20 protein-coding genes and 1 pseudogene are annotated in these 19,038 nt (G+C 39.7%); 3 read left to right on the plus strand and 18 right to left on the minus strand.

Annotation, left to right across the window (positions count from 1 at the left end; genetic code table 11):
- The 6 genes and pseudogenes from ASL19_RS18425 to ASL19_RS02060 form a co-directional block, all read right to left on the minus strand.
- Positions 1 to 135, minus strand: a pseudogene (locus ASL19_RS18425) (IS4 family transposase); the annotation flags it as partial.
- A gap of 55 nt (positions 136 to 190) precedes the next feature.
- Positions 191 to 397 (minus strand): hypothetical protein, encoded by a 207-nt coding sequence (locus tag ASL19_RS02040; RefSeq protein ID WP_072149071.1) that lies wholly within the window; start codon positions 395 to 397, stop codon positions 191 to 193.
- 193 nt (positions 398 to 590) lie between these two features.
- Entirely contained in the window at positions 591 to 1,319 is a 729-nt protein-coding gene (locus tag ASL19_RS02045; protein ID WP_006276866.1) for an SDR family oxidoreductase, read from the minus strand.
- A gap of 92 nt (positions 1,320 to 1,411) precedes the next feature.
- The gene (locus ASL19_RS02050) at positions 1,412 to 1,795 is read right to left on the minus strand and encodes a hypothetical protein (protein WP_006276867.1); all 384 of its coding nucleotides are present in this window, start codon (positions 1,793 to 1,795) and stop codon (positions 1,412 to 1,414) included.
- Between the two features lie 30 nt (positions 1,796 to 1,825).
- Complete coding sequence (gene argS, locus ASL19_RS02055; RefSeq protein ID WP_057177084.1) at positions 1,826 to 3,583, minus strand: arginine--tRNA ligase; 1,758 nt, start codon at positions 3,581 to 3,583, stop codon at positions 1,826 to 1,828.
- A gap of 117 nt (positions 3,584 to 3,700) precedes the next feature.
- Positions 3,701 to 5,962 carry an IMS domain-containing protein gene (locus ASL19_RS02060; protein ID WP_082604639.1) on the minus strand — a complete coding sequence of 754 codons (2,262 nt, stop codon included), beginning with the start codon at positions 5,960 to 5,962 and terminating at the stop codon, positions 3,701 to 3,703.
- A 328-nt stretch (positions 5,963 to 6,290) separates the two neighbouring features.
- Here ASL19_RS02060 and ASL19_RS18070 point away from each other — a divergent pair, with 328 nt between their 5' ends.
- Positions 6,291 to 6,446: a hypothetical protein gene (locus ASL19_RS18070; RefSeq protein ID WP_006276870.1), complete on the plus strand. Its 156-nt coding sequence runs from the start codon at positions 6,291 to 6,293 to the stop codon at positions 6,444 to 6,446.
- A gap of 96 nt (positions 6,447 to 6,542) precedes the next feature.
- Here ASL19_RS18070 and gatC read toward each other — a convergent pair whose 3' ends face one another.
- From gatC to ASL19_RS02085, 5 genes are all read right to left on the minus strand, one after another.
- Positions 6,543 to 6,833 (minus strand): Asp-tRNA(Asn)/Glu-tRNA(Gln) amidotransferase subunit GatC, encoded by a 291-nt coding sequence (gene gatC, locus ASL19_RS02065; protein WP_006276871.1) that lies wholly within the window; start codon positions 6,831 to 6,833, stop codon positions 6,543 to 6,545.
- A gap of 43 nt (positions 6,834 to 6,876) precedes the next feature.
- The gene (locus ASL19_RS02070) at positions 6,877 to 7,398 is read right to left on the minus strand and encodes a photosystem I assembly protein Ycf3 (RefSeq protein ID WP_006276872.1); all 522 of its coding nucleotides are present in this window, start codon (positions 7,396 to 7,398) and stop codon (positions 6,877 to 6,879) included.
- Between the two features lie 30 nt (positions 7,399 to 7,428).
- Positions 7,429 to 8,916, minus strand: coding sequence for a UDP-N-acetylmuramoyl-L-alanyl-D-glutamate--2,6-diaminopimelate ligase (locus tag ASL19_RS02075; protein WP_057177085.1), 1,488 nt, complete (start codon positions 8,914 to 8,916; stop codon positions 7,429 to 7,431).
- A gap of 122 nt (positions 8,917 to 9,038) precedes the next feature.
- Positions 9,039 to 9,365 carry a glutaredoxin family protein gene (locus tag ASL19_RS02080; protein WP_057177086.1) on the minus strand — a complete coding sequence of 109 codons (327 nt, stop codon included), beginning with the start codon at positions 9,363 to 9,365 and terminating at the stop codon, positions 9,039 to 9,041.
- 105 nt (positions 9,366 to 9,470) lie between these two features.
- The gene (locus ASL19_RS02085) at positions 9,471 to 10,637 is read right to left on the minus strand and encodes a pyridoxal phosphate-dependent aminotransferase (protein WP_057177087.1); all 1,167 of its coding nucleotides are present in this window, start codon (positions 10,635 to 10,637) and stop codon (positions 9,471 to 9,473) included.
- Between the two features lie 585 nt (positions 10,638 to 11,222).
- On the opposite strand from ASL19_RS02085, the gene ASL19_RS02090 reads away from it, so the two are divergent.
- The gene (locus ASL19_RS02090; RefSeq protein WP_057177088.1) at positions 11,223 to 11,993 is read left to right on the plus strand and encodes a DUF4231 domain-containing protein; all 771 of its coding nucleotides are present in this window, start codon (positions 11,223 to 11,225) and stop codon (positions 11,991 to 11,993) included.
- Between the two features lie 13 nt (positions 11,994 to 12,006).
- On the opposite strand, the gene rdgB is transcribed toward ASL19_RS02090, so the two are convergent.
- From rdgB to purN, 3 genes are read right to left on the minus strand one after another with little or no spacing between them, the layout of a single operon-like run.
- Positions 12,007 to 12,582 (minus strand): RdgB/HAM1 family non-canonical purine NTP pyrophosphatase, encoded by a 576-nt coding sequence (rdgB, locus tag ASL19_RS02095; protein WP_057177089.1) that lies wholly within the window; start codon positions 12,580 to 12,582, stop codon positions 12,007 to 12,009.
- A gap of 24 nt (positions 12,583 to 12,606) precedes the next feature.
- Positions 12,607 to 14,073 (minus strand): phosphoglucomutase/phosphomannomutase family protein, encoded by a 1,467-nt coding sequence (locus tag ASL19_RS02100; protein WP_057177090.1) that lies wholly within the window; start codon positions 14,071 to 14,073, stop codon positions 12,607 to 12,609.
- A gap of 26 nt (positions 14,074 to 14,099) precedes the next feature.
- Complete coding sequence (gene purN, locus ASL19_RS02105) at positions 14,100 to 14,750, minus strand: phosphoribosylglycinamide formyltransferase (RefSeq protein WP_057177091.1); 651 nt, start codon at positions 14,748 to 14,750, stop codon at positions 14,100 to 14,102.
- Positions 14,751 to 14,786: 36 nt separating this feature from the next.
- Here purN and ASL19_RS02110 point away from each other — a divergent pair, with 36 nt between their 5' ends.
- On the plus strand, positions 14,787 to 15,674 hold the full coding sequence (locus ASL19_RS02110; RefSeq protein WP_057177104.1) for a carbohydrate ABC transporter permease: 888 nt from the start codon (positions 14,787 to 14,789) through the stop codon (positions 15,672 to 15,674).
- Here ASL19_RS02110 and ASL19_RS02115 read toward each other — a convergent pair.
- From ASL19_RS02115 to fraC, 4 genes are all read right to left on the minus strand, one after another.
- Positions 15,651 to 16,460 carry a PD-(D/E)XK nuclease family protein gene (locus ASL19_RS02115; RefSeq protein WP_057177092.1) on the minus strand — a complete coding sequence of 270 codons (810 nt, stop codon included), beginning with the start codon at positions 16,458 to 16,460 and terminating at the stop codon, positions 15,651 to 15,653. The two genes, ASL19_RS02110 and ASL19_RS02115, sit on opposite strands and share 24 nt — an antisense overlap.
- 63 nt (positions 16,461 to 16,523) lie before the next feature.
- Positions 16,524 to 17,303 carry an ABC transporter permease gene (locus ASL19_RS02120; protein WP_057177093.1) on the minus strand — a complete coding sequence of 260 codons (780 nt, stop codon included), beginning with the start codon at positions 17,301 to 17,303 and terminating at the stop codon, positions 16,524 to 16,526.
- Positions 17,304 to 17,364: 61 nt separating this feature from the next.
- Entirely contained in the window at positions 17,365 to 18,375 is a 1,011-nt protein-coding gene (fraD, locus tag ASL19_RS02125; protein ID WP_057177094.1) for a septal junction protein FraD, read from the minus strand.
- Between the two features lie 28 nt (positions 18,376 to 18,403).
- Positions 18,404 to 18,949: a filament integrity protein FraC gene (gene fraC, locus ASL19_RS02130; protein WP_057177095.1), complete on the minus strand. Its 546-nt coding sequence runs from the start codon at positions 18,947 to 18,949 to the stop codon at positions 18,404 to 18,406.
- Positions 18,950 to 19,038: the final 89 nt, after the last annotated feature.

Below are 19,038 nucleotides of genomic sequence, written 5' to 3' on the forward strand. Positions count from 1 at the left end.
GGGAAACAAACTCGCCAATTTTGACAGTTTTACTTGGCGATAAGCTTGTATCAATAATAACAATATCTCCAATGTCAAATACTGCTGTTCACTCAAATGCTTTCGGAAAATTTTGTGATATGATTGTGGTAACATTTTGTTGTTTTGGGGCTCCCTTGCCCCTATTTTTTTACCCCCTTATTTTCTCAAATTATTGCCACATCTCATCTTCAACCCCCTTGTCACCCGGTAAGCTTCTCACCACTTGGGTATCAGTATCACGCAATTTTTGGTGATTTATCAAATCGAAAAAAGTTCCCCACAGGGGAACTTGTTGAAAACCTAAATTGTTGACAAACCAATCTCGCCACCTGTGGGCATTTTCTACATAAAAGTGAACATGATCAATTTGCATCATATTAGTTTTTATTGATTAAAGACTTTTGCTTAGCATGGAATTATGTAAGTAGGTGGGTGGAATTAAATATAAGATGAACGTAGGTTGGGTTGAAGTATGAAACCCGACGCCCACATGGGTCTAGTCACTCGACCCATCCTACAAATAATTGTGGCTCCCCACTTAATAGCACCTAAGTTTGTCAAGAATCCCCCTAGAAAAATAAATGACTATCAGGTTGAATATTAATTTCCATTGGTACTGCTTGAGGTTCTAATGATAAAGCATAAAAAATTGCATTGGCTGCGGTTTCACAACTTAACATTTTTGTTCTATCTACCTTCATGCTGACATGATCCCAAAAAGGAGAATCTATCCCACCAAAATAAAACAATGTAAACTTGACACCAAATCGCTTTAATTCTTCCGCCATGGACTTGCTAAATCCCACCACACCAAATTTGGAAGCAGAGTAAGCCGCTGCCATGGGCATTGAATGTTTACCTAATATACCTACTACATTACAAATATGACCAAATTTACGTTTTTGCATTTCCTTGGCAGCTGCTTGACAAGTATAGAAACAACCCTTCAAGTTCAAATCCAGAATTCGATTTAACTCCTCCGGTTGTATGTTATTATATGCTTTAAGAATTCCTAGTCCTGCTGCATTGACCAAAACATCAATTTTACCAAAATTGGCTATGGTTGTTTGTATTAGTGCTTCGACCTGTTCTGGTTGAGTAATATCCGTTGGTACTACCAGTGATTCCGATGATAAATCGCTCACCAGGTTTTGTAACCTTATCCCATCCCTACTAGATAGGACCAACCTTGCTCCAGTAGATGCTAATTTACGGGTTAAAGCTGAACCAATACCACCAGTAGCACCAACGATGACTATAACTTGATCCTTGAGTCGATTCTGAACTTGATCCTGCATGAGAGTTATGGCGACGTTAAACTACTCAGGGTAGTATAACATGAGATATGGTTTCCACTCAACTATTCAGTTAGAGTTCAGTAAAGATCCAGTTAAAGTTTAATCCCTATTTGTCCGTTAAATCCCCGAATGGAATTATATCCCGCTCCGATAAAAATGTGTTTACTTGTTTCCACGTGGACGCCACCGGAAAGAGACACTTCCTTGTTAGTTGAATAATAACCAACTCCGACGTATGGAGATATAAATGGCAGATTAATAAACTTGAGAAGGTCAGCACCGGTAACACCATCTTTACCAGTCCCCACTTCTAAACCAAAACCAAAAACCTTGACACCCCCCGCGTAGGTGATGGTGCTATCCCTAGATCCCACTGCTACCCAAGGTTCGGGAATGAGTTGTGCTGATGCTGGATAGGGGTTGAATAATAGTAACCCCAGGGATGTAATGAGCGTTTTGATAACCAATGGTTTCATTTTTCTCTGTGTATAGACATTTTAGAGTTTTTAGATTCTTTCAATCACCTTAATTCCTAGTAAATTCAGTCCCAGTCGCAGGGTTTTTGCTGTTAGGTAGCATAACATCAATCTGGAAGTTCTAATTGGGTCTTCTGCTTTAAGCACTGGACACCTGTCATAGAACTTATTAAATTTTTCGCTGAGATTATACAAATAATCACATAGACGATTGGGCAATAAATCCTGCTCTACCTGGTAAAGAATCTCATCTAATTGTAATAAATTCTTGGCTAGGGCTAACTCTGTCTCTTCTTGAAGAATAATTTTGGCATCGGGAGCCAAATTTTCAAAGTCAATTTTACCTTCTCGACTAATACCCTGAGTTCGCACATAAGCATATAGCATATATGGTGCTGTATTGCCTTTTAAAGAAAGCATCTTATCATAACTAAAAACATAGCTACTGGTACGATTTTGACTCAAGTCTGCATATTTTACCGCGCTTATTCCAACTGTTTGAGCCACGTTCTGGATAAATTCCGGGGTTTCTTGTCTACCTTCTTGTTGTAATCTAGCTTCTAAATCTGTGCGAGCGCGGAAAACTGCTTCATCCAATAGGTCTTTTAATCTTACCGTGTCTCCAGAACGGGTTTTGAATTTTTTGCCATCTTCACCCAAGACTAACCCAAAGGGAATGTGAACCAATTCTACATCAGCGGGTATCCACCCAGCTTTTTGAGCAACTTGAAAAAATTGGGCAAAGTGATTTGCTTGTCCCGCATCGGTAACGTAAATTATCCTTTTAGCTTGATCTTCCCGAATACGGTAAAGTAATGCTGCTAAATCTGTTGTCGCGTAGTTATAACCACCATCTGATTTCTGTACGATTAATGGTAGTGCTTCCCCTTCTCTATTGGTAAATCCTTCCAGGAAAACGCATTTTGCTCCTTGATTTTCTTCTACGAGTCCTGCTGTTTCTAAATCCTCCACTATTTTTGATAGAAAGGGATTATAAAATGATTCTCCTCTTTCAATTATTTTAATATCTAACAGGTCGTAAATTGTCTGAAATTCTTTACGTGATTGTGCACACAATAACTTCCATGCATGAGTTGTATCTTCTGCTCCCGCTTGTAGTTTAACTACCTCTTGACGTGCTCTTTCTTGAAAAGTTGCATCTGCATCAAATCTCTGCTTGGCTTGACGATAAAAACTGACTAAATCTCCTATATTTAGAACATTGGCAGTGGTAAGCGCTTGTGGATACACCTCACGTAAATAGGCAATTAACATGCCAAATTGTGTCCCCCAATCACCTACATGATTTAGTCTTAATACCTGATGACCACGAAACTCTAAAATTCTGGCAATACAATCACCAATAATGGTGGAACGCAAATGTCCAACGTGCATTTCTTTAGCTATGTTTGGACTGGAAAAATCAACTATCTGCTTTTCAGGTTGATCCACTCTAGTAACTCCTAAACGGGGATCTGTTTTAATGGCATTCAGTTGTGATTCTAAATAGGATGTTTGTAATTTTAGATTAATGAATCCAGGTCCAGCAATTTCTGGTACTTCACACATATCTGATACGTCTAATTCCTCTACTATGGATGTAGCAATAGCCCTGGGCTGCATTCCCAATTTTTTACTCAGGGATAATGCCACATTGGCCTGAAAATCACCAAATTTAGGATTACTTGCTGCTACTAAAATGGGATCTACCTGCATATAATCTTCCCCAAATCTAGCCACTAATGCTTGCTGTAGTTTCAGTTTCAGTTTTTGTTGTGTAGCGTTCATATTTTAATTAAGTCTATTGGTGTGGAAAACTCTAAAACCCGGTTGATTTTGGTTCACTGCTGTCTAACTATTTTAACGGATGGCTAACCTTTACAATCCTCGCTCACAATTTTATCTTTAGGATTTCACTATGGTCATATTGCGGATGCGCCAAGAGTTTTGCTGGCGGTTCAAATCATATCTAACTCGCAATGCTTCTCGACCAGATGTCTGGCGATTTCCCCCTCGGTAAAAATCGGTGATTTCTTTAACCGTAGCTTCCACTAACGCATTGTTCGAGGTATTTCCCTCCTGACGAACAAGTTCTATTTTCACTTCATGTTTATACTTACGATGGCGCTTTATAGCCATATCCTGTTTAACTATAGATTGCCATTGGGATAGGGCTGGATCTATTAAAATCTTGTCTAATCTTTTGATCTCATGATTGGGACCCATCGCTGCTGCTTTCGTCGATAACCAGGTTTCAATTAGTGTTTGAGCGATCGCCTTTGTGAGTTGTCCGGATGGTGGTGCTGGTTGAGGCGAGAGTGTAGGTATAACAACGGTTGGTTGATTCAACTGTACCACAAGTTTTCCTCCCTGTAAATTTGGCTGGTCTACCATTGTACTGTTTAACCTCCCCCAAATCGCAGGTATTAAAACCCACAGCCCTAATATGCCCCCTATTAGAAAAAATATATTTAATCGGGTTAAATCAGGAAATTTACGAGTGAAATTTTGTCTATACTTATTATGTGAACGATTATGTGAAGGTTTCTCTTCTACCTGTTCTTCTTGAATACCAGTTGAACCTCGTCTACGATGTTTATATTTACTAGATTGGTTTGTTCCCTCCTGTGCAAGGAAACCATGAGAGTTGTGACTATATCCTGAGATCTTCCACTGTTTTCCCCTCTCCTGTGGATGCGCAGTGGAAATTTGAGAAGCTACCTCCATCTTAGGTTCCTTCCATTCCTCTAGGTCTTGGGAGGAACTCACAATAGGTAGGTGTTCATCTTCTCTAAAGCTAGTATGGGGAATGCCAATCCCTGATAGTGAACCAACCTGACTGTTGACTGTCCTTACTTCCTCGGTTGTATATGGATCTGCTGGTAATTGCTCTAAGTATGCTTGTACCTGTTTGTCAGCAAAATAATCTTTTAAGGAAGCTTGCTGTTTACCTAAGTCTCGAAAATGGGGAAATACCTCTTGATCTAACCACTGCTCGCAGTACAAACACAGTCCCGGTAACAAATCTGGTGAATCCTGAGACTGCTGTCTAATTATGGTCAATTGTTCATATTCCCGACTTAGTTCTAAAACACGGGTTGCTTCTTCCGTTTGTCCCAGTAGTAAAGCACACAAAGCTTGTTCTAGATGTACATCTTGACGTTTAGCTAAAGGAAGCAAAATTTGCTTGGCTTGACGAATCAAAGCTGGTTGCCTTTGGCAAAATCCTTTAGCGATTAGTGCGTAAACAAATAAGTAGGTTGCTACGGTAGAAGGTCTTTTACTTTCAGATTCAAAAAGTTTATGTTGTTCCGATACCGTTAAGTGGTGTCGTAGCTGTTGAATAAACCGGAGAAAATCGTCCACATTCAAACCTGTTTGATCATTCCCCACGCCATCAATGCCACCTCTTTGGTCGAGAATATTTTGTAGCAATTCCCAACCTTGATGACGATCCTTAGTCCGCTCCATCGGTAGAGCCAATAGATCCAAAATTCTATAAGGTCTGAGCCTGCATACGTCCGCTGTAATTTCCCCTTGCACACTAGTAAACATTCCCTCCCGCAGGAGCAGTTCCTCCCCTGTTTCTAGGGATATGGCAGCGTTCTCATAATTGCTTTGTTGCCATTGTTCCCTTCCTAATTCCAGACAAGACAAAGCAACCGTTAGAATAACGTCTGGCAATTCATCAGCATTGGTTAACGTACGCCTTTGAGAGTGACGATCAGACTTACCTGGGACCCTATTCGTCAAGTATGGCTGACCTAATCTTAGTACCAACTCATATTCACCCAACTCTTGAAGTAGTACTAAGGCACCAACTAAGTTTTCTTTGGCAACGTCTATAGTTAGGGGTTGAGGATTATGATTTTGGTTACCTGTTTCCCCATTGTCCTCGGATGCTATCTCTATTTTTGTCTGATCGTATGCGTATGCTAGATATGCTTGATCGTATTTACTACGCTCTCTCGGATCTGAGAGAACCATGTAGGCTTGTTCCAGGATTCGCTTGCGAGCAGCTATTGCCAAGGTAGAATATTCCCGTTGTGGCAGTTGTAAAATGCGATCATTATAGGCCTGACGGAGTTGCTCCTCGGTTGCAGCCAATGGGAGTCCTAAGATTCGGTAATAATCGAGCGCGATTTGCACAGCTTGCTTCCCCTGCACCGTGTTTAATCCCCATTCTAGAGATATTTAACCTGGACTATTTCCACACAATATTGTACCAAAAAGCCGTCTCTAACATAGAGGACTACTTAATTTTACGACAACTATTTCTAGTAAGCAAGGCCAGTTTAACCGCCCAGCACCTAAATTTTATTCCTCGGGTGAGAAACTGCTCTCAATCCAAGAATGCTCCGCAACATTTCTTTACCTTATATATCTTGACCCCCAGTTTCAGATATTATATTATTTTTCTGTAATTTAGGTTACGGAATGTTGGGTTTGAGCGGTTAAAATCTACTGTCCGAATTGAAGACAAGAGGTCACATAAATGATTAATTCTAGATCACAAGCAGCTAAAAAGGCTGAACAAGTACACAGACAAAATATACTCAAAAATCTTGAGCACCGACTGGAAGCAGCAAGAACAAAAGGTGACGAGAGTCTAATTCGCCAATTAGAAGCCGAGCAGGCTTCTTATCAGTAGACTTAAACTGTTCTAGTCTTTTTAAAAACAATAAAATCGCCGTTGGTACTTCCTGTCCTAGTTCAGGTTATGTCCTTCGGCAATTTTTTTAGGTCTTTACTCCCCATTGAGGATTTTGGGAACTTTGAAAAAGTCACCCTCCTGTTGGGGAGCACTTCTAAGTATGGCCTCTCTGTCCAGGTAGGGTTGTAGTTTGTCTTCCCTAGTCACATTGCTCAAGTCAATGGCCCTGGTGGTAGGAGGGACGTTGCTAACATCAAGTTCCCCCAGTTGTTCTACATACTCCAAAATGCTTCCCAGCTGGAAGGTGAATTGTTCCTCCTCCTCTGCTGTTAATTCTAGCCGAGCTAGGTTGGCTACTTTACGGACCTGTTCGCGATCAATCATGTTTTAGCAATAAATAATTGGTTATTTAAAATTTGGTTATTGGTTAAAAGAATACATCAATTTGCGATCGCCCGGTAGTTTTCAACCAGTTTTGGGCTTCAATGTAGTTATTAGGGGCCAGACGAATTGCCCGGATCCAATAGTCTGCGGCCTGGTCAAATAGTGCTTCTCCACCATCGTTGTCACCTTCTTCCTTTGCTTTTTCGCCCTTGTAGTGATAGATCACAGCGATGTTATTTAAGGCCTGAGGTAACCGAGGATTCAAATCAATGGCTTTATGATAGAAATCCAGAGCTTGATCATGGTCTCCATTGCTGGCATATATCAGCCCCATGTTGTACAAGATAAAACTTTTATCATTTGTATCTTCTTCTAAAGATAGAGCCTCTTCGTAATATTCTAGTGCTTCGGCATATTCCCCTTCAGCCTGTGCTGACATGCCATCTCGATAGTAAACAAAAGCCTCTTTAGCCTTTTTATTAGTTGGCAGAAGTTTCAGGATTAAATCTGCCATAACGGTAAAAGACTTGTCAACAAAATTATCGTTTTTCTGTGTTCTTGGCATATTTACCCCTAAAGTAACATCATTGCAAATTTAGCTATTCTGAGCTGCTCTTAAATGTAAGGCATCACGAGCTTGTTCTCTATCATCAAAATGGATTTTTTCCGTCCCGAGAATTTGATAATCTTCGTGACCTTTACCTGCTAATAATACACCATCACCTGGTTGAGCTTCCAGTATAGCAGTATGAATAGCTCTAGCGCGATCGCCAATTACCAGTCTTGACACATCCTCGGGCATACCCGTCAGGATATCTTCTAATATTGCATCTGGGTTTTCAGTGCGTGGATTATCAGAGGTTACCACGACCACATCTGCCAAATCCGCTGCAATTCTACCCATTTTTGGACGTTTTGTTTTATCCCTATCCCCTCCACAGCCAAAGACGCAAATCATTCTTCCCGGTATAAATGGACGAGCCGCTTTAAGTAAATTCTCCAAACTATCAGGTGTATGAGCATAATCCACAATAACGCTAATATCCTGGTGAGGATTGATTTGAATTCGTTCCATTCTGCCAGGGACACCTGGAAAATTAGGTATATAATCTACCACAGTTTCCAAATCCAACCCCAGATGTAGAACCGCAGCTACAGCTGCCAAAAGATTTTCTAAGTTATACTGTCCCACCAGGGGGGAGCTAAAAGGGGAATTACCCTCGGGAGTATGTAAAATACCGCTGACACCATGAGGTTGATAATTCAGATCACTCACCCAGAAATCGGCACTAGTATTATTAATGCTGTATGTCCAAAGCTGCTGTTTATCCAAACCAATAGTTAAACGTTGTCCATAGTGATCATCAATATTAATAACTGCTCTTCCTTGAAGATAGTCAGGAGTAAATAACAAAGCCTTAGCTCGAAAATAATCTTCCATATCCTGGTGATAATCAAGATGATCTTGAGTAAGATTGGTAAATACAGAAACCTCAAAGGGACAGCCAAAAACCCTATCTTGGACTAGGGAGTGGGAACTAACCTCCATAATCCCCAACTGACAACCAGCATCAACAGCTTGAGCCAGATTGTGCTGTAAGTCAATTGCAAAGGGAGTGGTATGGTTAGCAACTTGAGAAAACCCAGGCCATCGAGTATAAAGAGTACCGAGTAAAGCCGCTGGCAAATTAGCTTGATTGAGAAAATACTCAATTAAATGGGTAGTAGTAGTTTTGCCATTAGTCCCAGTTACGCCAACGATTTGCAGTTTTTCCGCTGGATAGCCATAAAAAGCTGCACAAACCTGGGCACAGACCTTATTAAGACTGGTAGCAGTGATTACGAGAGCATCTGAGGTAGGGGGAGTTTTGGATGCTGCTTGTGGGGAGATAATGGCCGCAACCGCACCAGCAGCTAAAGCACTAGGCCAGAACTCGCCTCCATCAACCCTGGTTCCAGGTATGCCAATAAATAAATCCCCCTCACCACAAGCGTGGGAATTGGTTTTGACCCCCCGAACTTCCACATCTTTACCCTGGTATTCCACGCCATCAATAACAGCCAATAATTCTCTTAAATTCATTATCTCATACCTCATCGCGAAAAGATCTGGCAGATGTCTTGTGTCTATTTTGCACGATTTTAACCACAGTACCTAACGAATTGGCAACTGGCAATTCCATCTTCTGTGTTTTATTGGAATATTCATCTCTCCTGATCTGCTAAGATCAACAACTTACTAGCCGTGGTTAATAACAAGTTCTCTAATTGCTGAACACTTGCACGGGGAGAAGGACGGGGCACAGATTGCAAATACTCTGTTTCTCCACGCCATAGAAACAACACGGGAATTTCATACTGATAGGCGGCAAACCAATCTTCACGGGTGGTAATATCACGCACTTCTAAAGTAAAACTGATATTAGCATCTTTATTACTACTTTTACTATTGTGATGGGTTATTTGTTCTAACTTTTCTATTAATCCCTCACAAAGATGACAACCAGGTTTACCATACAGGATAATTTGCATTATGTGAATCATATTAGTAAGATGTATTAATTTATAGCTTTAGCCAGCGCTCAGGAAAGGGTTTATCCCTTACCCGGTGCAGGTGGCTACAGCTATATTGTAAAACTAGGAGAGGGAGCGAACAAACTTGTCTAGTCTTTCCACTCCTTTCTTAATTGTAGTCATATCTGTAGCATAAGAAAACCGGATGTTGTTATCAGCTCCGAAAGCTATCCCTGGAATAACAGCAACTTGATGGGATTCTAATAAAGCATCGCAAAACTCCAGAGACCTTAAACCGGTTTTACTGATGTCGGGAAATAAATAAAAAGCCCCATCAGGTCGCGCACAAGTCAACCCAGGAATAGAGTTGATGCCGTCATACATAACCTGACGACGTTGAGCAAAAGCTTGACGCATTTCCTCTACACAGTCTTGTGAACCTTCCAGAGCAGCGATCGCACCATATTGAGCAAAAGTACAGACATTAGAAGTACTATGTCCTTGAATAGTAGTAGCAGCTTTAATAATTTCCAAGGGTCCTGCCAAATAACCTAAACGCCAACCAGTCATGGAATAACCCTTAGCAAAGCCATTACTAATTAAAGTCTTGGAAAAAATTTCCTCACCTAGGGAGCCAATACTAACATGTTGTGAGCCATCATAGAGAATCTTTTCGTAAATTTCATCAGAAACCACAAAAATATCCGCCTCCACAATCACCTGAGCTAGATCTCGAATTTCTTCTAATGTGTACACCATCCCGGTGGGGTTAGAAGGGGAATTAAGGACAAATAACTTAGTTTTTGAGGTAATAGCTTGTTTGAGCTGTTGGGCACTAATTTTATAGCCATTATCAGCATAGGTTGGTACAATTACTGACCTACCACCTGCTAAAGTAACCATTTCTGGATAACTCAACCAATAGGGAGCAGGGATAATTACCTCATCTCCTGGTTCAATTAATGCCATCATGAGATTATATAGGGAATGTTTACCCCCATTAGTAACCAAGACGTTTTCTGGTTTATAGTCTAAACCATTATCGCTTTTTAGCTTGTTAGCAATAGCTTCTCTTAGATTTGGCTCACCAGCGGCCGGACCGTATTTGGTTTTGCCCTCTTTTAAAGCTTTTATAGCTGCATCTCTAACGTGAGCTGGAGTATCAAAATCCGGCTCTCCAGCGCTGAAGCTACAAACATCTATACCCTCTGTTCTCATACCCTTAGCTTTAGCTGTAATAGCCAGGGTAATGGAGGGTGTTACCTGACCTACTCTTGCTGCCAGTTTCATTCTACTTTTCTGAGTCAATCTCTATCATATATAAGGATATCTCAGAAATTCGGTTGAAATTTGTATTTTCTTTCTGGTAGGTTGAGGGCTGATTGTTTACTGCCTTATATAAGCATCAATTTATACTAATCAGGAAATTCATGCCTGGTTTGAACTCAAATATTGCTTGGTCAAAAGCGCGAAAATCAGTAATTTAAAGAGATTAGATGTTCATTTTATACTACTTATCTAGTCATCTATTGAGTAATCCAGATGCACCAAATGAGCTGTAACTGACTCTATAATAGGAGCAGTTCGTCATCTGAAATTGCTGTAACGGTTCCATTGTAACATATTCAATTATGTGTTAATTGAATTTAACTTTTTTTAAAAATACTTTTTCTAAACTTTTTTTAAATAATTGATGACATAAGACCATATATTATTTATTGTTAAATATCAGGTTAAAAATGGACATATTGGCAAAGACTAGGTTAACATGGTGTGGTTGTTGCGGGAAAACCGTGTTTTCCCGCAAATCGACTCAATTAGAAGTTGAGTCATAATTGCCTACATCCAAATTTATTTTCCTGACCTTTTGCAAAAATGTTGTTGTTTTTAAAACTGATTGATTATCTGTTAGCTGCTGTTTTTATTGGTGCAGCGCTAATCATTTATTTCGACTCTAATAATCAGCCCTACTTGCTAGCTGGAATTGGAGCTTCCGCAGTAGCCATTTTGCTGTTTCTTATCAACAGAAACTCAGTAGGTGCAGCGGAAAAACAAGCCAAGAAAAACGAATTCACCAAAAAAGCTGAACTTTACACATCCCTGTTACAGAATAGCAATTCCTTGGAACATAACACTATTGTCCCTGCAAGGGCTAAAGCTCTCGAATATTGTCAAGATTTGATCAATGACTATAAAAAAACCAGGAATATAGCCAGATCTCTTTACTATGTCTTACAAATTTCCACGGTAATTCTTTCAGGTGTCACACCAATTTTAGTCCTGGTTGATAAGCTAGAAACCGGACAACCCTGGTTGAAGTGGCTACCTGTCATTTGTCCTGCAGTAGCATCTATTGTCGCTAGCATTGTTACATCTTTTCCCTTTCAAAAAAATTGGGTTACAGCCAATACAATTGTAGAGTTATTAGAAGCAGAACAAGAAAAATTCATTTTAGGAATCACACCCGCATATCGTTGTTATGATGTTGTTGGTGACCTAGAACAACAACAAAAAGCCAGTCAAGCTGTAGAACTATTCATTAGCCAAGTCAATAGCATTCACTTGCAACAAGTTCAACAATCCACTGAACAACAGTCCGATAAAAGGAAAGAAGAAACTAAGACTCAAGATCCTGCGTTAAATTAGAGTTCGGGGGAAATTAGTCGACTCCAAGCAACTGGGGAATTATCTGTCTCAGAGCATGACCCCGGTGACTAATGCTTTTTTTCAACTCCGGTGACATTTGAGCAAAGGTCAATTTTTTTTCCGGAACATAAAAAATCGGATCGTAACCAAACCCCCCCTCTCCCCTCACTTCATACAGAATTTCTCCCTCACAACTACCCTCAGACTGGAAAATAATTTCCCCCTGAGGGTTAGCAACAGCTATGGCGCAGATAAATTCTGCTCGTCGGTTCTCTGTATTTCCTAATTCTCGCAATAACCGCCCAATCCTTTCCCCATCGGTGTTTCCATACCGAGCAGAATATACACCAGGCGCACCATTTAACCAATCTACCGATAAACCAGAATCATCTGCGATCGCCCATTGAGATGTATATTTTGCAACCTCAACAGCTTTCAAGCAGGCGTTTTCAGCAAAGGTGGTTCCAGTTTCATCCACATCTAAATCAGGGGGTTTGGGAGTTAGTTCCCAACCAGAATCGGATAAATAAGCCTCCATTTCCCTTAATTTTCCCAGATTTCCCGTCCCTACCACAAGTGTTTTTTTCATTGTACTAGTAAATGTTGGTAAATGTTAATTTGATTCTGCCCAGGTTTTTGCCCAATTTAATGTTTGGTGAACTTGTTCTATGGTAGATGCTTCACAGTAAAGTCTTAAAACTGGTTCAGTGCCACTAAATCGAATCATCAACCAACTTTCATCCGCAAGACGAAATTTATAACCATCTATGGTCTGACAATCAATGACTTTTTTACCGGCAATTTCTGTTAATTTCTGAGTTTTTAGTTGTTGTAGTAATCTATCGCGGATCTGCATACTTGCCAATGGTAAATCTATCCGATCATAAGCAGAGAAGAAATTATTCTTTTCCTGTAATTGCTGATAATATTCACCCAAATCTAAACCAGAATCCACAACTGCTTCTAATACGTACAATGCAGATAATAGAGCATCCCGCTCAGGAATGTGGCTACCATAACCAATCCCCCCGGATTCTTCACCACCTAATAAAACTTCTGTCATCAACATTCTATCAGCAATGTATTTATAACCAACAGCAGTTTCAAATATTGATAAACCTAGGGATCTGGCTACACTGGGAATTAAGTCAGACCCACTGACGGTTTTGACAATTTCTCCGGTAAAATTGCGTCTGGTTTTTAGGTGATCTATCAAAATTGGAATCAATATCTGAGAACTTAGAAAATTGCCATTTCTATCCAACGCCGCAATGCGATCGCCATCTCCATCAAATACTAAACCAACCGTTAATGTTGACCGATTTTGTTGGTGATGAATTTCTGTATAATTTTTAATTTCAGCTGAAATTTCAGAAATATATTTAGGCAAAGGTTCTGGTGGTTTTCCGCCAAATAGGGGATCTCGATTGCCATTAATTTCTTTCACTTTTTGCCCTAATAGTCTCCCCAAGCCACTAGCTGCTGCACCATGCATCACATCAACAAATAGTGTTAATTTATCCGAGGATATTGCTTCCTGAATTGCCTCAATATTCACTTTCTTTGCCAATGCTTGACAATAACTTATCCAGGGATCAAACGTCTCTTCTTTTCCTAGATTACCTACTGGGGAAAATTCTACAGTTAATAATCTTTCTATTTCCTGAGTAACTTCTGGAGGGACTGAACCCCCAAAAGCACTCTTGACTTTTAACCCCAAATAGGAGCCAGGGTTATGACTAGCTGTGATCACTAAAGCTCCCAAAGCATTAAAATCTTTAGCAGCCCAACTAAAAGCAGGTGTTGGTGCATAGTCTTGACTAAATAGAACATCAAATCCTAAAGCTTTAATAGCATCAGCCACAACGCGGGCAAAATTTTCCGCCATAAAGCGACGGTCATATCCGACCACAATGGTACGGCTACCGGTCAGGGAATAATATGTATTATATAACACTTTAGCTGCTACGGAAGCAACTAAAGTCAGACGTTCAAAAGTAAACTCATCAGCGATTACTCCTCGCCATCCATCAGTACCAAACTTGATAGGACTAAGAAGCATATTGGTTAATATGGGCATGGATATAAGCTATAATTTCTAATCTTTTAGATTTTATCAGCTACCTGAGCAATGGCCAATGGTAAGATCCGGTGTTCCTGAACTTGGATTCTCGCATGTAGGGTTTCTGCTGTATCGTTTGGCAATACTGGAACTGCAGCTTGCATCAAAATTGGACCGCTGTCCATTTCTAATCTCAGCAGGTGAACTGTACAACCTGTTATTTTTACACCTGCTTCTAAGGCTTGCTCTACAGCTCTAACACCTTTAAAACTAGGTAATAAACTGGGGTGGATATTAATAATGTGATTTGGAAAAGCATCTATTAGTTCTTGGGTAACTAAACGCATCCAACCGGCCATAACTACTAAATCAACTTGATATTGGCGTAGAGTGCTGACAATTTCCCGATCCAAATCTTCTCGCTTTTGGTAATGACGATGATTGAGCAATATTGCTTCTACTCCATGATTGAGAGCCCTTTCTGCTGCTTTTGCTAGGGGATTATTATAAATTAAAACTTGAATTTGGGCATTAAGATCCCCCGATTTGATTGCTTGAGCAACCACCTCAAAATTGCTCCCATTCCCAGAGGCCATGACTCCTAATTTTACAGGTTTTATGTCATGGGACTGGTAACCTGAAACATCAGGGGAAATTAGACTAGAGGTGCTATTCATGGAGTAAGATTGAATCATAAAGTTACTGATATTCTCCTGGTTAACAAGATTATCATGAAAAGATGGCGGTTTTCCCTCAGTCAACTCTTAGATAATCATACCATTGCTGCTTGGACTTTTCTAGCTCCGGCGCTGGTATTATTAGGTTTGTTTATAATTTGGCCAATTGTCTATTTATTTTATCTGAGTTTCACTGCTGGTAGTTTTACGTCTAAGGGTATTTATTGGGTAGGTTTGAAGAACTACTGGCGTCTGTTATTAAATTCGGATTTTTGGCAGGTCTTATTTAACACTGCCTATTTCACTTTGGGTACGGTGATTCCCAGTTTAGTAATTCCCCTAGGTTTAGCAGTATTATTAAATCGTGTGCTACCTTGGCGGGGAATTTTACGTAGTTTCTATTTTTTACCTTCTATTATTTCTTTGGTTGCTGCTGGTTTAGGTTTTCGTTGGTTGTTTCAGAATACTGGTCCTGTAAATGGAATGTTGGAGTTTTTTGGGTTTCCTCCCATATCTTGGTTAGGTGATACTTTTTGGGCCATGCCAGTTTTAATTTTGTTTAGTATTTGGAAGCAAATTGGTTTCAACATGGTGGTTTTTTTAGCTGGTTTACAAGCCATTTCATCAACTCTTTACGAAGCAGCAGAGCTGGACGGAGCAGGTGACTGGCAACAGTTTTGGCATATTACTTTGCCAGGACTAAGACCAACTTTAATTTTTGCTACTGTCACCACTTCTATTTTCACATTTCGCAGTTTTGAGCCTGTTTATGTAATTACTGGTGGCGGTCCTTTAAATTCTACTAATTTGTTGGTTTACTACACCTATCAAGAAGCTTTTGCCCAATTTGATTTCGGTTATGCTGCTGCAGTTGCTAGTGTTTTATTAGTAATAACCCTCCTACTAGTTTACTTTCAATTACAAACTTGGGGAAGGGGGTAATTCTGCGGAAACATCTTCACTAGAGCTGTAAATTTCAATTCCTAATTTAGAAGCTATGGAATTGGCACTGGGGTGAACCATGGGTGAAATTACAATCTTTCTCGTAGCTTGTCTTTGATGTTGTTGCTGATAAAAGTCTACTTTCCGGTAAAACGTGTACAAGTCAGCTTTGCTTACGGATGATTTGATCTCACAAATGATTAGTTCCCCATTTCTGATAATCAAATCCAGTTCCACTTGGTCTGGTCTACCAAATACTATTCCTTGATCATCATACTCCACTATATTCAAAACTTCTACGCCAAAAGACTCTTCTAAGATTGCTTTTAGACCATTACGAAACGAGGACTCAGAACATAGGCCCCACCGTGAACCGAGTCCGCTAATAGCAATGTCATGCTTACGACTCATGCGATCTATTGCTGCGATAACTCGGTCAAATTCCTGTCTGTTTTCATTCCATTTACCAGTTTGCTCATCCCACTTACGAGCTTGTTCCTGACGGTCAAGTTCCAGTTCCCGTTTGTTTTCATCCCACTTACGAGCTTGTTCCTGACGGTCAAGTTCCAGTTCCCGTTTGTTTTCATCCCACTTGCGAGACTGCTCTTCCCTATCCCGTCGTATTTCCCCCAATACTAAATCAAAGTGACTTTCCGTCTCCAAGCTTCCAGCAAAATAGCTGGAAATTGCCCTCACCAGCAAATCCCGCACTTCCACATCCTCTTGTATTAATGCAGGTAACTGTTGTTTTAGGAGCTGTTTAAAATCCATATCATTTATGGTCATGATATGTACACATCACTAACTACAGTACCATTATACCACAGGTCCACAGATTTGATACTCCTTCTAAAATTCTTTTCGAGAAAAGATGAAAATGGCGATCGCCAATAGCATCAAACTATAGGTTAATCCATAACCTGCATTACTGAATAAGGTGATAGTGTCAGGTATGGCTTCCCATCCATAAACGACATCATTTTTTAGATCCAGGCGGGACAAATCCGGCAGAGTTAGATATAAAATAGTAACAATATTTACAATAAACGGGTTTTCACCCGCACGTACCAGGTTGACTAGGTCGGTAGTAGTGTTACCTATTAAGTAGATAGCAATTGAAAGGAAAGTAGCTAGTAAGGTACTAGTGAATACTCCCAAAGTTATGGCAACGGTGGTGATTAAACTTAACTGTAAAAATAAGAATATCACCGCTAAAATGATTGTATATGGATTGTAGGTAATTTTCTGAAATTGCAAAAATCCTAGGTAAATGATTGTCATACATGTCAGAAGTAAGAGCAATACCCCACATAAACCTAAGTATTTACTGATAATCAATTGACCACGGCTAATTGGTTTAGCAAGAATGGTCAGGATTGTCCTTTTTTCTATTTCCTGATTCATCGTGCTAGTACCAATAAATACTGCTACAATCAAACCGATAATGTTCATTATTCCCAAACCCGCATCCAAAAAGATTTTGTCTTGGGTTGCTGGTGCAAATTGAAAAATCACTTGGTTAGCAGGGATAAGAATAACTGCGTAAAAACCTAGGATATATAGAAGGCGATCTCTCACTACTTGTTGGAGTAGACTTTTGGCTATAACAAGGGTTGTAATAATGTTCATCTTGGGGATAGTTGTCACCTGTTAATTGATGATAATTCTGAAGTACATGGGAATGTTTTGCCTACTGTTGTGCTGGTGGCGAACCTCTAAAAAATTTCGTTTTGCGATCGCATTTAATTTTTGCCTTCACATTTTTATTATCGGTGGTGTACTCGGAAGCAATTGGTTCAATGTAACAAGATTTGCGTAAATAAAACCCCTTTTTACTATCAGTCGGTCCTTGCCAAATACTGAGAAGATCTAATCGGTAACCTGATTTGATATTAACCACACGAGGTTCGATTTTCCATAGTCCCTTCTCTTCAAATTCTCGCAGGTTTTTATTAATCATTATTTTTCCTAAGTTACCCACTTGTTGATTAGCCTCCAATAGCCACCTTTCTACTTCTGACCAAGGTCTATTAGTGATTTGCTGTAGAATTAGTGGTTCAATTCTATTTAAAATTACATTCCCCGGTTCTGGTTTGCTTGCTTTTGGTTCAAATTTAATTACAAAATTGCTGCGTTGAAAACTCTGTGCAGATAAACTGGGATATTCTTTTAACCATTTATCTGTGACAAAGTTAAATTGCAACCAGCAACTAATTAACATTGACCAACTTAGCAGCAAAATGATTTTTTGTCTGACTTCCAACTTAGGGAGAGTTGCTTTTGGCGATATGCCATCCCCCGTAAAAAACTGTGGTAATGCTGTAATTATGGCAGCAATTGTGGGCCATAAAACTATGGTTCTGACCGTGATTGCGTTTTCTCCATGTCCAAAGGCAAATACACTAAATATAAATCCTGTCAACAAAGCACCCACAGGCATAAAAGTTCCTGGGACTCTTACGGGAGAATCTGTTGTATACCAAGCGGTTCCGGTGAATAAAAATATCCAACCCGTAAAAGCAATAATATCTTTGATTATACCGGTGGCTAGATATGAAATTCCCCAAGAGAAAATACTTAGATATATAAACGTCTGCCAAGAAAAAGATCTGGGGGGCATTAATAGTTTCTGAATGCCTAAAAACAGATCTTTAATAAATGTGAATAACTGGATGATTTCTTTCAATAATGGAAAGTTCATAATTTTTACCTAGGGAGAGTGGTAGATTTTAACTTCTTTTAAGAAAGTCCCGTGCTAAAATAAGTAGGCTAATGGCGGTATAGCTGATTGTATTAGCTATGAGGATGGTCGTAATCAGGTTATTATTTTGCATTTTCAGCTTTTGTTTCGCCAGACTCTTTTCTCTTTGGGTCATTTCTGCCAAGTTTAACTGATTCCTACCCTCACGCAAAATAATCATTAGTATTTTTAAAAACAGGGTCTCAATTACAAAAGTCCCCAGGAAAATCACAAACCCTATGAGAAACAGATTAGTTTTGAGATTACCTTGAAAAGTGTTAAAGAATACATAGCTCATCAGTTCCGATTTCACCTTGACGGGTAGGATTGGTTCCAGCAAGAAAAAAATGTTCCAACCCAGAACGGTAGAGAGGACGTTGATCGCCATAGCGTAAAAAACACTGGTCTTTTTGTCAAATTTGATTGCTCTGTGGAGAATATAGGACTCTATCGGAATAGCAACCAGCAAAAATAAAGTTTGAAAGACAATAGTACCCACCGGGAGGACTTTGGGTAGTGATAATTCATCAAGCATAAGACACTGTGTGGATGGTTAAAAACTCATGGAACAACCATTCAATATAATAGAATATACATAACTTGGGAGAAAATGGCTAGAAAAGA

Source organism: Cylindrospermopsis sp. CR12, assembly GCF_001432185.1.
Classification (GTDB): Bacteria; Cyanobacteriota; Cyanobacteriia; order Cyanobacteriales; family Nostocaceae; genus Raphidiopsis; species Raphidiopsis raciborskii.

Bases quoted from the DNA above. Each gene is read 5' to 3' on its own strand.
- ASL19_RS02040 (WP_072149071.1), bottom strand. From the start codon at position 397: ATGATGCAAATTGATCATGTTCACTTTTATGTAGAAAATGCCCACAGG.
- ASL19_RS02045 (WP_006276866.1), bottom strand. From the start codon at position 1,319: ATGCAGGATCAAGTTCAGAATCGACTCAAGGATCAAGTTATAGTCATC.
- ASL19_RS02050 (WP_006276867.1), bottom strand. From the start codon at position 1,795: ATGAAACCATTGGTTATCAAAACGCTCATTACATCCCTGGGGTTACTA.
- argS (WP_057177084.1), bottom strand. From the start codon at position 3,583: ATGAACGCTACACAACAAAAACTGAAACTGAAACTACAGCAAGCATTA.
- ASL19_RS18070 (WP_006276870.1), top strand. From the start codon at position 6,291: ATGATTAATTCTAGATCACAAGCAGCTAAAAAGGCTGAACAAGTACAC.
- gatC (WP_006276871.1), bottom strand. From the start codon at position 6,833: ATGATTGATCGCGAACAGGTCCGTAAAGTAGCCAACCTAGCTCGGCTA.
- ASL19_RS02070 (WP_006276872.1), bottom strand. From the start codon at position 7,398: ATGCCAAGAACACAGAAAAACGATAATTTTGTTGACAAGTCTTTTACC.
- ASL19_RS02075 (WP_057177085.1), bottom strand. From the start codon at position 8,916: ATGAATTTAAGAGAATTATTGGCTGTTATTGATGGCGTGGAATACCAG.
- ASL19_RS02080 (WP_057177086.1), bottom strand. From the start codon at position 9,365: ATGCAAATTATCCTGTATGGTAAACCTGGTTGTCATCTTTGTGAGGGA.
- ASL19_RS02085 (WP_057177087.1), bottom strand. From the start codon at position 10,637: ATGAAACTGGCAGCAAGAGTAGGTCAGGTAACACCCTCCATTACCCTG.
- ASL19_RS02090 (WP_057177088.1), top strand. From the start codon at position 11,223: ATGTTGTTGTTTTTAAAACTGATTGATTATCTGTTAGCTGCTGTTTTT.
- rdgB (WP_057177089.1), bottom strand. From the start codon at position 12,582: ATGAAAAAAACACTTGTGGTAGGGACGGGAAATCTGGGAAAATTAAGG.
- ASL19_RS02100 (WP_057177090.1), bottom strand. From the start codon at position 14,073: ATGCCCATATTAACCAATATGCTTCTTAGTCCTATCAAGTTTGGTACT.
- purN (WP_057177091.1), bottom strand. From the start codon at position 14,750: ATGATTCAATCTTACTCCATGAATAGCACCTCTAGTCTAATTTCCCCT.
- ASL19_RS02110 (WP_057177104.1), top strand. From the start codon at position 14,787: ATGAAAAGATGGCGGTTTTCCCTCAGTCAACTCTTAGATAATCATACC.
- ASL19_RS02115 (WP_057177092.1), bottom strand. From the start codon at position 16,460: ATGACCATAAATGATATGGATTTTAAACAGCTCCTAAAACAACAGTTA.
- ASL19_RS02120 (WP_057177093.1), bottom strand. From the start codon at position 17,303: ATGAACATTATTACAACCCTTGTTATAGCCAAAAGTCTACTCCAACAA.
- fraD (WP_057177094.1), bottom strand. From the start codon at position 18,375: ATGAACTTTCCATTATTGAAAGAAATCATCCAGTTATTCACATTTATT.
- fraC (WP_057177095.1), bottom strand. From the start codon at position 18,949: ATGCTTGATGAATTATCACTACCCAAAGTCCTCCCGGTGGGTACTATT.